At 72.2% G+C, this 15,091-nt stretch carries 8 protein-coding genes; 7 read left to right on the top strand and 1 reads right to left on the bottom strand.

Features of this window, described 5'->3' with window-relative positions; translation table 11 throughout:
- The first annotated feature begins 7 nt into the window (after positions 1 to 7).
- The 7 genes from ATL51_RS00135 to ATL51_RS00105 all read left to right on the top strand — a co-directional run bounded on the left by ATL51_RS00135 (position 8) and on the right by ATL51_RS00105 (position 10,355).
- Complete coding sequence (locus ATL51_RS00135; RefSeq protein WP_100877156.1) at positions 8 to 1,717, top strand: hypothetical protein; 1,710 nt, start codon at positions 8 to 10, stop codon at positions 1,715 to 1,717.
- Positions 1,714 to 3,246 (top strand): SCO6880 family protein, encoded by a 1,533-nt coding sequence (locus tag ATL51_RS00130; RefSeq protein ID WP_224400939.1) that lies wholly within the window; start codon positions 1,714 to 1,716, stop codon positions 3,244 to 3,246. The genes ATL51_RS00135 and ATL51_RS00130 overlap by 4 nt, the downstream gene beginning before the upstream one ends.
- Positions 3,243 to 4,991 (top strand): ATP-binding protein, encoded by a 1,749-nt coding sequence (locus ATL51_RS00125; RefSeq protein ID WP_100877155.1) that lies wholly within the window; start codon positions 3,243 to 3,245, stop codon positions 4,989 to 4,991. The genes ATL51_RS00130 and ATL51_RS00125 overlap by 4 nt, the downstream gene beginning before the upstream one ends.
- 8 nt (positions 4,992 to 4,999) lie before the next feature.
- Positions 5,000 to 6,154, top strand: coding sequence for a C40 family peptidase (locus tag ATL51_RS00120; protein ID WP_100877154.1), 1,155 nt, complete (start codon positions 5,000 to 5,002; stop codon positions 6,152 to 6,154).
- Between the two features lie 64 nt (positions 6,155 to 6,218).
- On the top strand, positions 6,219 to 7,595 hold the full coding sequence (locus tag ATL51_RS00115; protein WP_224400940.1) for an alkaline phosphatase PhoX: 1,377 nt from the start codon (positions 6,219 to 6,221) through the stop codon (positions 7,593 to 7,595).
- The gene (locus ATL51_RS00110; RefSeq protein ID WP_157818121.1) at positions 7,592 to 9,481 is read left to right on the top strand and encodes a type IV secretory system conjugative DNA transfer family protein; all 1,890 of its coding nucleotides are present in this window, start codon (positions 7,592 to 7,594) and stop codon (positions 9,479 to 9,481) included. The genes ATL51_RS00115 and ATL51_RS00110 overlap by 4 nt, the downstream gene beginning before the upstream one ends.
- 127 nt (positions 9,482 to 9,608) lie before the next feature.
- Positions 9,609 to 10,355 carry a hypothetical protein gene (locus tag ATL51_RS00105; RefSeq protein WP_157818120.1) on the top strand — a complete coding sequence of 249 codons (747 nt, stop codon included), beginning with the start codon at positions 9,609 to 9,611 and terminating at the stop codon, positions 10,353 to 10,355.
- Positions 10,356 to 10,385: 30 nt separating this feature from the next.
- On the opposite strand, the gene mobF is transcribed toward ATL51_RS00105, so the two are convergent.
- Positions 10,386 to 14,684, bottom strand: a complete 4,299-nt coding sequence (gene mobF, locus ATL51_RS00100; protein WP_167409924.1) for a MobF family relaxase — start codon at positions 14,682 to 14,684, stop codon at positions 10,386 to 10,388.
- Between the last annotated feature and the right edge of the window lie 407 nt (positions 14,685 to 15,091).

Genomic DNA, 15,091 nt, shown 5'->3' with positions numbered 1-15,091 from the left:
ACCCCACATGACGGCACCGACGCAGCCCCCGCCCGCGCCCCCAGGCGGAGGCGGCACCGGCGCCGGCTTCTCACTGACCGACCCGATCGGCTCCCTGGCCCAGTCCGCGTTCGACGCCGCGATGCAGAAGGTATGGGACGCCGGGGTCTGGGTGCTGCGGGCGGGGTTCGAGCTGGCCGACCAGGTGTCCTGGATCGACCCGAGCACGATCACCGGCAAGACCGAGCAGCGCCCGAACTCCCCGAACCCCGCCACCGCCGTCGACGCGGCCACGGCCGGAGCTGATGGGCAGAGCTTGTCGTTGTGGTCATCGCTGATCGGGCTGGCCACCCTGATCGCGCTGGGCCTGTTCTTCTACCAGCTGATCTCGGTCGCCCTGCGCGGCGGGCGGGGCATGTTCCGGGCGTTCACCGGGCCCCTGCAGTTCGGGATGGCGATCGCGCTGACCTCCGGGCTGGTCGCGGTCCTGCTCGGCGCCGCGGACGGGCTGACCACGTTCTTCCTGTCCCAGCTCGGCGGCGACGGCACCTTCGGCGCAACCCTGGCCAACGACACCGTCACCGCCCGGATCGGGGACAACCCCGACCTCGGTGACACCGAGGACAACGTCCGGTCGATGATCCTCGGCCTCGCCGCGCTGTTCGGGGTCATCCCGGCCGGGATCGGCTTCGCCCTGCAGATGATCTTCCGCCAGGCCGCGATCCTGGTGCTGGTCGCGACGATCCCGCTGCTGGCCGCGATGCTGGTCGCCGACTCCACCGCCCCGTCGTTCTGGCGCGGCGTGCGCTGGCTCCTCGCCGCGATCCTGATGAAGCCCGCCCTCGCGCTCGTGCTACTCATCGGCGTCTCGGTCATGGGCAGGGCGACAGGAGTCGCTGGGCTGCTGGCGGGGACCGCGGTGCTGCTGGTGTCGCTGTTCTGCCCGATGGTGATCTACCGGCTGCTGGCCTTCGTCGACCCGGGCACCGGCGCGGGGATGGCGCTGCGCTCCGGCGGCGGTGGGCGTGGCTCGTCGGCGCCGGGCGCTGATGGCGGCACCAGCGAGTCGATCAACGTCGCCCGCATGGCCCGCTCGGGCGGCAGTACTGACGGTGCCGCCTCGGCTGGGGGTGGTGGGGAGCTCGGCGGCTCGACCGCCGCGTCTCCCGCGGCCGCAGGCCGTGCCGGCGGTGCCGGTGCCGGTAGCGCTGGTGGTGCGGGTGCTGCCGGTGGTGGATCGGCCGCGGGCGGCGGCGCAGCTGCCGGTGGCGCGGCGGCAGGGATCGGCGCGGTGGGTGGTGTCGCGGCCGCGGCGGTGGTGGGCGGCTACCTGGCCACCAAGGCCGCCGCGGGCGCCGCCGGCGGCTATGGGTCCTCCCAGATGGCCCAGACCGGTGTCGGGCACCCCGGACCCGCCCCCGCCGCGAGCGGCGGCGACATCGGCTCGGCCGCGGGCGGCGCCTACGCCGGGGCGACGGCGACCACGGGCTGGTCCGGACAGGCCGCGGGCGGCGACCACGGCCCGATCGAGGCCGGCCACACCACCGCCACCGACGGAGGGCCTGGTGCTGATCCCAGCCCTGCTCCTGAGCCACCGGTCGTCGACCCCGGACCCCCCGAAACGGGACGCCCGGACTCGGGCACCGGACCCGACCCGGACCCGACCCCACCCCCCACGACCACGACGGCGTGGGCGCCTGAACCCGACCGCCCCGAGCGACAGGACGGTGACCGATGAGCGCGATGCCCGAGACCCACGGCCCGCGGGTGTATCGCGGGCTGAACCTCAAAGAGGGCATGGGCTGGATAGCCGGCCTCACCCCGGTCCAGGCGTTCCTGGTGATCGCGGTATGTGCTCCGTCGCTGATCGCGATGTCACGCAACCAGTGGTCCACCGCGCTGAGCTGGGGTGTGTTCGCCGCTATCACCGTCGTGCTGATCGTCGTGCCCGTCCACGGCCGCCCCGCGTTCCGCTGGCTGGCCGACCTGATCATGTTCCAGACAGGAGTGCTGATGCGCTGGTCCCCCTGGCAATCACGCGCCGCGGCCGGGCTGGCCGGTGACCGCAGCGAGCCCGACCTGCCCGGCGTGCTGTCGCGCCTGGAGTTCCCCGACGGCCCGGAGTTCCACGGCTCGCGGATCTGCCTGATCCACGACACCGACCAGGGACGCTGGGGCGCCACCGCGAGATTGACCCACTCCGGTGTCGGGATGCTGTCCGACGACGAGTGCGCCGAGCTCGCCCGCCGCCTCGGCTCGATGCTCGTCGGACTCGGGCACCGCGAGGTCGTCGACCGCATCTCCCTGCTCGTGCGCACCGTCCCCGACGACGGCACCGAATACGCGGTCTGGCGCGAGCGCCACCAGCGCGCCGACGCCCCCACACTGGCCCGGCAGGTGACCACCGAGATCGACCGCGACGTCGCCTCGGTCTCCGTGCGGACCGAGCTGTTCGTGACGGTGTCGGGCACCGAGGACGCGCTGCGCCGCCCTGCCAAGGCCGCCGGCGGCGGTGTCGCGGGCCGCGCATACGCGCTCTACCGCGTGCTGGAGGCCGTCGCCGACGGGCTGCGCGGGCTCGGGGTGCAGTCAGTGACCTGGCTGACCTCCACCGGGGTCGCCGAGGCGATCAAGACCGGTTTCAACCCCGCTACCGCCGCCTCCCTGCAGTACCAGCACCTCATGCGGCCCGACCCGGACGGCTCGGTGGGGCTACCGATCTCCCAAGCCGGCCCCGCCCTCGCTCCCGCTCCGGCTGCCCGGGCCTATCACCACGACGGGTTCTCCTCGGTCTCCTACGCAGTGCAGCCCCCGGAATCCGGGACGATCTTCGGGTCGCTCGGCCCGCTGCTCGCGGTCCGCACCGCAGGAGAGCGCCGCACCCTGCAGATCCACTACGAGATCCTGTCCCAGGCCGCCGCCGCCCGAGAGGTGCGCTCCCAGCGGTTCCGCAACAACGTCCTGGTCGATGCCAAGGCCCAGCGCGGGTTCAACACCACCGCCGTCGACACCCGCCGCCAGACCGGCGCCCGTGAGCAGGAGGCCGCCGTCGCCGCCGGGCACGCCCTGGTCCGCTTCACCGTGGCCTCCTCACTCACGGTGCCCGCCGAGTGGAACCTCGAAGATCACGCCGCCCGCCTGGAGAACGACTCCTCAGGTCGTTTTCGATTGCTGCGTCTAGAGCTGGCTCAAGATTCGGCGTTCGTCGCCGCGGCGCTGCCGGTCGGGATCGGGCTGCCCCGTCTGACCAGGGCGTTCGACTCATGAGCATCTTCGGTAAGCGCCGCCCCGTGCCGCCGCGCACCACCAGCGACCTGCTGTCCCAGTTCACCGACCTCGACGGCATTCCCCTCGCAACGCCAGCCACTCCAGCCGAACTCGACGACCGCCCGGCCAAGGGGCGGGTCAACCAGGCCAGCGCCCCCCGCCAAGGGCACCGTGAGCCGGGTCGCGGGTGGGCCGCGGTCGACGCCTCCCGGCGCGCTCCGGTCTACCGGGCCACCACCGCCGAGGTCGGCGGACTGTTCCCGCTGCTGGCCTCCAACGGCGTCCCGGCCATCGGCGCCCGGCTGGGCTACGACACCCAGTCCGGGGGCGCCTTCTACGTCCACCCCACAGAGTGGGTGCTGCGCCAGATGGTCACCAACCCGAACCTGGTGGTGTTCGGCGAACCGGGCCGCGGCAAGTCCTCCACCGTCGTCGCTTTGATGCTGCGGATGATGCTCTTCGGCGTCCGCTCGCTGATCTCCGGTGATGTGAAGGGCGAGTACACCCCGCTGCTGCGCTCGCTCGGGATCACCCCGATCGCGCTCGGCCGCGGTAGCCACCACCGCCTCAACGCCCTGGACCTCGGCCCCATCCGATCGAGGTGGGGCACCTGGAGCACCGAGCGGCAGCGCGAGGAACTCACCGGCATCCTGGCGCGCTGGACGCGCCTGCTGACCGCCCTCGCGGAGGCCCAGGGCTACGACCCGACCGTCACCGACGAGCACGTCCTGTCCACCGTGCTCAACCGGCTCGTCGGCGCCGAGCACGGCGCCAGCGAGCTGCGCCCGATCACCATCCCCGACGTCGTCAACCAACTCGCAAGGCCTGATGACGACTTGTGGCAGGCCACCCGCTTCGCCTCCCACCGCCAGTTCCTCGACCACACCCGCCAGATCACCGACGCCCTGTCCAACCTCGTCGTCGGCCCGCTGTCGGGGTTGTTCGACGAGCCGACGAACTTCGACCTCGACTGGGACGCCCCCGTGCAGTCGATGGACCTCTCGCTGCTGCGCAGCAGGGGCGATCAGGCCATCGCGGTCGCTCTGACCTGCCTCGGCTCCTGGTCCTCGATGATCACCGACCTGCAGGACGACGGCGACGTGCGCATCGTCGTGCGCGACGAGGTCTGGCGGCAGATGCGACTCGGGCTGCGCGCGGTCCAGGCCGTCGACTCCGACCTGCGCCTGTCCCGCGCCGAACGCAAGATCCAGCTCCTGGTGATGCACAAGCCCTCCGACCTGCTCTCCGTCGGCGCCGCCGGCTCCCAGGAGGTCTCCATCGCCAAGGACCTGCTCGCGCTGTGCTCGACCCGGATCCTGCTCGGCCAGTCCACCCGGGTCGGCGACGAGCTCGCCGACGAGCTCGGACTGTCCGAGCGTGAACAGGCCGTGCTCACCGGCTGGGCGATGGAAGGCCAGGGCCGTGCGCTGTGGAAGCTGGAGAACCGCCCCGGCATGAAGATCCAGACAGTCCTCTCCCCCACCGAGCGGGCCATCTTCGACACCAACGCCGGCCTACGCAAACGACCCGCTCCGACCGCGGAAACACCACCTGCTCAGGCCGGATCAACGCGTTCGCGTCTGGTATCGGTACCCACCACCGCCGCCGACAGTGCAGCCTCGGAGAAGCCTGCCGACAGCGGCGTCGCGGCGGTTCCTGCCGACGGCGTCGTCGCGCCGGCCACGGGGCCTCTGGCCGAGATGAACGGCCACAGCCGGGCCAACGGCGCCGCCCCGAACCGGTGACCTGACCGGTGGACCAGAAGAAGGGCACGATCGCGCTCGCCGCCGTGGCCGCGGTGCTCGTGTTCATCGCGACCGCGTTCAGCATGGGCATGGCCATGCTCACCGTGGTCACCGACGGCGCCCTCCCCGGCGGCGGGTGCAGCGGCGACGGCGGCCTGGGCGGCGGGTCGCAGTCCATCGGCGGCACCGACTGGAACGCCGAGCAGACCGACAACGCCGCCACGATCGTCAACATCGTCGCCCAGCGCGGCCTCCCGCGCCGGGCCGCGGTCATCGCGATCTCCACCGTGATCGTCGAATCGAGACTGGTCAACGTCGGCCACGGCGACCGCGACTCCCTGGGCCTCTACCAGCAGCGGCCCTCCCAGGGCTGGGGCACACCCGAGCAGATCCTCAACCCCGACTACGCGACCCGGATCTTCCTGGACCGCCTCATCGCCCTGCCCGGCTGGGCGACCATGCCACCGGGCACCGCCGCGCAGGCGGTGCAGCGCTCGGCATTCCCCGACCGCTACGCCCCCCAGGAAGCACCGGCCGCAGCCCTGGTCGACCGGTTCTGGGTCGGCCCGGACAACCCCGTCCCCGCCACGCCCGGTGCCGCACCGGACGTGCAGCTGGCCTCGACCGCGTTCGCCTGCCCCGACCAGGGCGGCGCCGGGGTCCCGCTGGCCCCGTCGAACATCGACCCGACCAAGCTCCCGCCCGGCTTCGTCCCGCCCACCGACCCCGCACAGCGCGCCGCGGTCACCTACGCCCTGGCCCAGCTCGGCAAGCCCTACATCTGGGGCGCGAAGGGACCCAACGGCTTCGACTGCTCCGGGCTGATGCTCGCCGCCTGGGCCGCCGCCGGCGTCCCGATCCCCGCCGGGACGGTCAACCAGAAGAACGCCGGCACCCCCGCCAGCCCCGCGACCATCGCCCCCGGCGACCTGGTGTTCATCCCCGGCTCGCTCGGCTCCCCCACCAACCCCCGCCACGTCGGCATGTACATCGGCAACGGCCTGGTCGTCAACGCCTACGACTCCAGCACCGGGGTCATCCTGCAGCCCCTCTCGGACTGGGCCGACAAGATCACCCACGTCCGCCACATCGCCGGACCCGCAGGCGTAGCCGCCCCGGCCGGACCGGTCACCGCTGCACTCGCCGAGGCCACAAGCCCGTGACCCCATCTGGCATCACCAGCAGCCGCTCCCTGGAGGACCTGTGCTGATCGACCGACGACGATTCTTGCGCCGCACCGGACAGCTCGGCCTCGGCATCGCCGTGACCGGCCCCGTCCACGGCCTGCTCGGCGCCGCAGGCATCGCCGCCCAACCAAGCGCAGCCACCGGTTACGGGCCCCTCGTCGACGACCCGAACGGCATGCTCGCGCTGCCCGAGGGGTTCTCCTACCGAGTGGTCACCCAGGCCGGGAAGACCCGCCTCTACTCCGAGCACGCCTCCCCCGGGATCCACGACGGTGCCGCCGCGTTCCCAGCCCCGGACGGGAACGTGCTCGTCGTGCTCAACCACGAGGTCCGCGGCGGCCCCGACGACGGCGGCGCCGTCCCGCACCTGCGCGGCTACACCTGGCGCGAGGACGCCGGCGGCGGCTGCACCGTCGTCAAGACCACCCCCGACGGCGAGCTCATCTGGGAGACCGTCGCACTCGCCGGGACCTCCACCAACTGCGCTGGCGGGGTCACCCCCTGGGGCACCTGGCTGACCTGCGAGGAGACCGACAAGGACGGTCACGGCTACGTCTTCGAGGTCGACCCGGTCGACCTGCAGGCCAACCGAGACCCGCAGCCGATCAAAGCCCTCGGCCGGTTCGTCCACGAGGCCTGCTGCGTCGACCCCGACACCCTCACCATCTACCTGACCGAGGACACCTCCAACCCCTACGGCACCGTCTATCGGTGGACCCCACCCACCGGGTTCCGCGGCCGCAGCGGCGCGCTCAAGGCCCTCGACGTCGACGCCGGTGAGCTCGCCGCGATGGCCGCCACCGACCAGGCCGGGAACCTCGTCGACGACCTGGACCAGGGCGACACCGTCGGCACCTCCTACACCGTCGAGTGGGTTCCCATCGCCGACCGCGACGCCGGGCAGGGCTCGGTGCGCTCGATCGATGGGATCACCCGGGCGAAAAAGCTCGAGGGCGCCTGGTGGGCCGACCACGAGGGCGCCCCCGGCGCCTACCTGGTCTCCAGCTTCTCCGACTCCCACCACGGCCAGATCTGGCACTACGACCCCGCCGCCTCGACACTGACGCTGACCACGGTGTTCGCTGTGGAAGCGGATGGGGAGACCGTCGAGGCACCGGACAACATCGTCGCCGCCCCGTTCGGCGGGCTGATCGTGTCCACCGACGGCGACGGCGACGACCACCTCGCCGGCGTCGCCGACGACGGGACCGCCTACCCCATCGCCCGCAGCCAGATGGGCTCGGAGTTCACCGGCCCCACCTTCTCCCCCGACGGGAAGGTGCTCTTCGCCGGGATCCAGCAACCAGGGGTGCTGTTAGCGATCACCGGCCCCTGGCAGCCCGACCGACCTCCAGGTGGGACATCTGCGCAGCGGCCCTTCGAGACCGACTCGACCCCGACCAGGAGCGCCCGATGACCCGAACTCGCGCTCCCCGGCCCTGGGCCGAAGATCTCGCGTTGCCGGTGACCGCGCTCGGGTTCGCTCTGTTCGCCACACTCGTGGTCGAGATCGCCGCGGTGATGACCGGGCTGCTGTCGGGCGCGCCCCGGCTGCTCCTGGTCGGCTTCGGCGACCTGACCGCGCTCATCCGCTCCTCCCTCGGCGCCACACCACCCCCGGACAGCACCCTCGCGTACCTGACCCGTCAATCCACCCTGTTCCTGTCCTGCACCGTCGCCGCCGCGATCGTGCTGGCCGCCGCGGCCGCGGTGCTCGGGCGGTGGTGGTGGCGCAGCTGGGGACCGACCAAGCCCGGGCACGCCACCCGAGCCCAGATCCGCGCTGAGCTGTCCCTGCGCGCATGCCGCACCTCCGCGACCCGCCTGCGCCCCTCGTTGACCCCGGCCGAGATCCGGACCGCCGCCCCGGGGGAGGTCGGGATCCCGCTGCCCACCGGCCCGACCGGCCCTCTGTGGGCGCCGCTGGAGACCACCACCGGCACCCTGGCACCGACCCAGACCGGGAAGTCGCGCCGCTGGCTCACCCCGCTGTGCCTGGAAGCGCCCGGCGCGCTGCTGTGCTCGACCACCAAGCCCGACCTGCTCATGCTGACCGCGCTGGCCCGATCCCGGCGCCCCATGCCGGGCCCGATCCTGGTGTTCGACCTGACCGGCACCGTGAACTGGCCGGCGAAACTGCGCTGGTCACCGCTACGCGGCTGCGACGACGACATCACAGCCTGGGACCGCGCCCGCATGCTCGTCGAGGCATCCGCGCTCGCGGTGGAGACCGGAGACGGACGCGGCTCGGGCAACGACCGGGTCTTCCGCCAGCGCGCCGTCGGCGTGGTCGGCGCCTACCTCCTCGCCGCCGCCCTGTCCGGCGGCGACCTCGCCCGCCTCGCCGCCTGGGCCACCGACCGCGAGGCCGCCCGCTCCGCGGTCACCATCCTGCAGGGCCATGTCCGCTACCGGGCCTACGGCGATGCCCTCGAGGCCGAGTTGAACATGGTCCCCCAGACCGCCGACGCGGTCTGGCTCTCGGTCCGTCGCGCTCTGGCCCCGTTCGCCGACCGCCGGATCCGCGAGCTCTGCAACCACTCCCCCGCAGGCTCCTATGACGTCGAGCGGTTCATCGCCTCCGGCGGATCGCTGTACCTGGTCGCCGCCGAGAACGACGCCCATGCCGCACCCGTCATGACCACCATCGTCGCCGAATGGATCGACACCGCCCGCGAGATGGGGCTGCGCTACCCGAAGAAGCGACTCGACCCACCCGCCACGGCTGTCCTCGACGAGCTCCCCGCCGCCACACCGGTACCGGACCTCCCGACCACCCAGGCCGACTCCCTGAGCCGGGGCGTCATCATCCACTGGGCAGCACAGTCCAAAGCACAGCTGGAAACCACATACGGGCCGCAGAAGGCGGTCACGCTGCTCGACAACAGCTCGCTGATGGCCGTCTGGGGAGGATTGAAGGACCCCTCCACTCTGCAGTGGCTCTCCACCATCCTCGGCGAGCACGAACGCACCCGGCTGCAGGAACCGACCGGCGGGCTCTGGAACGGAGCCCGCGGCGCGACCCGCAGCCACGAGCGCATCCACACCTACCAGCCGGCCGAGGTTCGTACCCTCGACCGCGGCCAGGTCCTGCTCGTGTTCCGCCACCTGCTCGCGATCCAAGCCCGCACCGTCGACCCCTTTGACCGCCCCGACGGAGCACAGCTCCGCCGCGACGTCGACACCATCGAAAGCGGCAGAATCCCCATCGACGCCCACGGCTATCCCGTCTCGGGGACGCATCTGCCCCGGCCCGAGCCCCGACCGAGCCCCTACCCCGGCAGCCGGCCGCTCCACTGGTGACCGGACACAGCCTCGGCAGGGAGAGCGTTCACGGAGTGATCGTTAAAGGATCGGACGGAAGTGTCGGTGGCTCCCGCTACGGTGACTGGTTGACCGTGCTGGTGACGATCGGGGAGGAGGGTTCACGATGACGTTGCGAGGGCTTCCAGCCGTAGAGTTTCAGCAGCCGACGAACAAAGCCGTCCCGTTGTTCTCCTACCCGCACGAACAGCCTCCCGCCGGGGCCCTGGACATCCAGGTCACCGCGGCGCCGACGCTGTCGCTGCTCTATGACCGGCTCTGCGGCCAGGATAGCCCCGCCGACCTCGACACCTTCCGTGCGACGATCGACATCGCAACGCAATCGACGGTGCGCGAGACCCAGCAGCTCGGCGGCTACGTCGCCCATGCGGGCCGGGCCTGGCCGTGCCACCTGGAGATCACTCCGGTCATCCACCCCGTCGTCCCTGGAATCCCCGGCAGCCGTCTGCACCTGCATCTGCTGGTCGGGCCGACCGCGATCGCGGTTCACGACGGCCGCCGGTATCCCATCGACCGGGGCTCGATCGACGACGTGGTCGACGACATCTACGTCTCGTTCCGGGGCGCGATCGAGTACCACACCACCGACCGGTTCCGCCGCATCGAGCTGCACTGGGGACCGCCCCGCGCCGCGGCCCCGTTCGAGATCCTCAGCCCACCGCTCCACGAAGAACTGGCCTCCACCGACTACTTCATCGGACCGTGCACCGGCCTGTGGAGCAGCGAGCACGAGATCGTGCTCGCCCCCGACGCCGAGTACCGCGACTTCGATCGCGAGATCCAGCGCAAAGCTGCACTGCAGCCCTGGGCCGGCCCGGCCCATCCCGAGGAGCGCGTGTACCCCTTCGGCTGACCCCCCGGGGGCGGACTCCCCGGTGCGGGGTCAGCTGTGGCCGAGGCCTTGGCCCTGGTCGCGTCCGGTGTCGCGGCTCCGGTCCTGGCGGGCACGCCGCGCGGCGTCCTCAGCCCGGGTCCGTTCCGCCGCCCGGCCAGCCTTCCGGTCACCGGTGTCACGACTACGGCCGGTGTCCTGCCCCCGACCGCGTTCGGCCTGGCTGCTGTCTCGGAGCCTCCGCAGGATCTCGCGGGGGTCGGTCGGGTCGTTGCTGCCCGCGGCCGCGGCGGCCCGCCCGGCCTCTTCGTTGCGGCGGATCACCTCACTCACCTCCGGCCGCAGCTCACCATGCTCGCCACCACCGACAGCCGAAGCCTGCATACCTTGACGCTCTCCCCGGTCGGGGTCGGTGTACTGCTCGGGCTCGGGGTCGACCTGCCAGTCGCGGCCACGGCGACGCAGCTCCTCCGCCGCCAACCGCGCATCGTCGGCGACCTCGCGCACCCCCTCGTACCACTCACTGCGCCGCTGGTGGGCGCCTGTCCAGCGGGTGACCTCCCCGTGGGCGATGCGCACCATCGCCTCGGCGCCGTCTGCGCTGACCCCGCTCAGCTCCCGCTCGACCTGGACCGCGTGCGGGTTGTCCCGCTGCGCCCCAGCCAGGGTCGCGACAACCTGGGCCTCGTGCAGGCGGGTGTGGGCACCGGCCAGCAGGTCAGCGGCATACACCGGACCGGTCGACCGGGTCCGCTCCCATGCCCGGACCTTCTCCACCAGCTCAGCGTCGGACCGGGAGTGATGACGCGGCATCGCCGTCTCACCGCCGAGCGCGACGACCGCGCGGGTCCACCACGCCCGCGCCTGCACATCCTCCGCCGCGGGCGCCGGACCGAGCGTCGTGGACTCCGCGCCGACACCGGCGTACTCGCGATAACCCGCCGCCACGCCGGCCCGCTCGACCCACCGCTCATACAGCTCCGGCTCCGCCTGGGCATCGGGGACAGCGCCCAGCGGTCCGACCGCCCACTCAGGCTGCTCGGCTGCCGCCTGCTCACCGAGTTCCCGGGCCCGGGCGGTGATCAGCGGGGCCAGCCGGTTCCGCTGCACCGAGTACACGTCGTCGCCCTCGACGGTCCAGGTGACGAACTGCTGCGCGGCCGACGCGTCGTCGGCTACTCGTGTCGGGAGCGTGCGGGCGATGCGCCAGCGCAGCACGTCCGACACGTTCTCCGCCGAGTCCAGCTCGCGGCGGTCGGCGACCTCACGCAGCAACCGCTCCGGGTCATGCCCCCCGACCTCGGCCTCAGCGAGCACGGTCAGCAACGAACCGCGCCCCGACTCACGCTCCACCCGCCCGGCCACCGCAGACCCGAGCCCACGCTCCAGCAGCCCCGCGGAACGCTTCTCACCCTGCGCGCGGGCGAGGTCGAACCAGTCACCAGCCAGCGTCACCAACGACCGCGCCCGCCCCTCGCCCTCCTCCGCTGTAGCCAGGGCCGAGACCTGCGCACCGCTGTGCTCGACCAGGGCAGAGAACCGGCTGCGCGCGGTCTCATACATCGCCTGCTGGTCGTGCTCATCAGCCGGACGCTCCGACACCAACCACACGTGGTTGGACTCGCGTCCCCGGGTGATCGCCGGATAGGCCGCGTGCCGGCTGCTGCCCTCGTCCGCGACGAAGTGCCCGGTGTCCACGGTCAGCGACTGCGAGGCGTGCACCGTCACCGCATACGCCAGCGTCAGGTGCTCCTCGGCGTAGGCGGCGGGGAAGTGCGCGATCGCGCCGTGCCGGTCCCGCCCCAGCACCGTCCCCTCTGACGTCGCGCCGACCACCGTGTAGATCTCCCTGTTTGTCACCGGCTGCACCACCCCGGTTCGACCGTCGACGCGCACAGCCGGCTCCACCAGCAGACCGCGGTCGTTGCGCCGGGCCTGCACTCGGTCCCCGACCGACACCTTCTGCCCGCGGTGGATTCGGCTCACCGTGCGCCCGTCGACCCGCCCGAGTCGGATGAGTTCCTGGCGCAGTCTGCGCGACAGGTCCGCAGCCTGGTCGTTGGTTCCCACTATCAGCAGGGACTGCTTGCCCGCGACGGTGTCGGCGAGCCATGCCTTCCCGGCCTGTGCCTGCATCTGCTCCAACGTCCCCGCCCGCAACCGGCCACGGGTCAGGTACTCCGCCACCGCGGCGGTGTCCCCACCGCGCACCAGCAGCGACGCCGCGCGCTCCCAGGACTCGGCGAAGCGGTGCACGACCACCAACTCCGACACGCTCGCCGCGTGCCGGGTCAGGTGCTCGAACAACCCGCCCGCCTCGACCGCGCCCAGCTGCTCGTGGTCACCGGCCAGGACCACCTTCGCGCCGGCCTCGGCGGCCAGCCGGGTGATCAGGTGCAGGTCTATCGTCGACGACATTCCGGCCTCGTCCACGATCAACAGGTCCCCGGCAGACAGCCGCTGCCGAACGTGTCCGGTTTCATCCGGGGTGAACCGGTGCTCGAACATCGTCGTGTTGATCGCCGGGATCCCGTCCCCACGCAGGTTCTCCGCGGCGACCTGTGAGGTCGCCAACCCCAACACCCGGCCACCGATCTCCCGCGACCAGATCTCTGCGAGCGCGCCCACGGTGCGGGACTTCCCCGCACCCGCCGGGCCGACCAGGACGTCCCCTGCGACCCTCGACGTCAGGATCGCCACGACGGCGTCGACCTGGTCGCCGCTCATGCCCTGCCCGACCAGCTCCTCCCGCACCGCAGCCGCCCGGCCTGCGGCCAACCCCACCTCCAGCGGTGCGCTCACGCGAGCGACGACAGCCTCCTCGCGCCCGACGTGTGTGACCGAGGAGTAGCGCTCCCGATGCGCCCCGCGCAGGACGTAGCCACCATCACCGTCGCGCCGCAGCCCGCCGGGAACTTCCACCGGTTCGACCATCGACACCTGCACCACGTCCGCGCGGCGGACCGCGTCACGGGCGAGGTCCTCGAGCGCGGCCGCGCGCTGCGCCGGCGTCGCCTCCCCCAGCCCGAGACCCACCCACCGGTCCCCGACCTCGGCCTTGATCGCCAGCGTCAGGTTCCCGATGTCCCACACCGCGTACCGGCCCGTGACCCGCTCCACCGCCGCCCCCAGCAGCTCCTCCCGGTCGACCGGCTCCGCTCGCTCACCCCGCACCGGCTGTCCCTGCGCGGCGGCCTCAGCCGCGTCGGACAATGCACCCTGCAGCTCCCGCGAATGCGCCCGCGCCCAGCGCCGCAACGCCTGCGGCCCGGCGTCCGCGGACTTCGGCGCCCGGGTGTCCAGCACCGCCATCCGCGCGATCCGGTGCATCGCCGCCGCACTCGGCGCCCGCCCAGTGCGCGACCGGAACTCCTCCACCAACGCCGCGATCCGCGCATCCACCTGCCCGGTCCGAGTCGACGCCGCGTCCATCAACGCCTGGTCGACACCGGCGATCTCCCGCGCATGCCCGTCCGGACGCTCCCGCCACGCAACCCCTACCGCGGCGGTGACCAGCTGCTCGAGGGCTTGCTGATACACCGCATCCACGGCCTGCTTCAACCCTCGGAACGACGCCCCGTCCAGGGCCGTGATTCGGCCATCCGCGGTCGCGGTCCGGTTCAACAACGCACCGTGGGTGTGCAACTGAGGCTCGTCCTCACGGTTGGTCGAGTGCCCCCACAACGTCCACGTCGTCCCCTGCCCCCGCTCGAACGTCCCCATCCCCGCCCGCGACCGCGGACCCGAATGCCGGCCCGTCCGCGTCACCGCAACCCGCTCATCGGCGAACGACACCGCCGTCTCCACAGCCCGGTCGTGCGCCGCACGCACCGCCGCGGCCTCACCATCCGCACCGGCCGCGAGCAACGCCGCGTAGAACACACTCACCGACTTCGGCGCACTGAACGTCCAGTCGTAATACGCCACACTCCGACGCGTATCAGCCTCCGCCGCCCGACGAATCTCCTCGACCCGCTCCTCAGCCGGCACACCCGCCTCACGCCTGATCGCCCGCTCGACCCGCTCCTCCACCGCCCGGTACTTCCGCGGCCGGTTCCCCAGATAAACCGGGTCCTCCTCCGAAGACTCCGGGCGACGCAGCTGACCGAACACCGCCCGCACATCCTCAGCCACCACCGCCTCACCGGCAGCGAACGGCAGACCCAGCGCCACGATCCCCGACCCAAACCAACGGCCCTCCGGCTCACCGTGCTCGACAGCCGCGGCGTAGTAACCCGGCCCATCCGTGCCCTGCTCGGCGCCCTGCTCAGGGCCGCGGTGCGCGGCACAGCCGGAGCCACGGAGCAGGTACTCGACCGCCCCCGCCCCGACCGTGTTGATCCGCAGCATGATCCACATCTTACCGCACCCAACCGAAGATCATCAGTTGATGCATAGGTCTGTTAGCGGAGAAGCGGTGACGATGACTGGTGGGATGGCAGCATGGGTGAGGTCGGGCGACGGCAGGCAGCGCGGCGGATACGGATCGAGCGGACGATCGGCGACGGGGAGCGAAGGCGACGTGCGGGACGGCGACGAGCGCGAGGAGGAGCTGCGGCCGGTGAACGCGGACGACCCGATGGGGACGTTGCTGGCCTCGCCGGGCGTAGTCCACGACGAGCGCACCGGTGAGGTGGCGGCGACCCTGACGCTTGCGCTTAGCCGCGACATCTGGGCGGCCGATCCGCATCGGGGCGCAGAGCTGGTCAGCGTGCTGGTCTCCGCCATGCTGGGGCGCGGCTGGGCACTATTGACCG

Source organism: Pseudonocardia alni (assembly GCF_002813375.1).
In the GTDB taxonomy this organism is placed as follows: Bacteria; Actinomycetota; Actinomycetes; order Mycobacteriales; family Pseudonocardiaceae; genus Pseudonocardia; species Pseudonocardia alni.
Note: the sequence above shows the minus strand (reverse complement) of the source record. Positions and strands in the feature narration are given on the sequence as shown.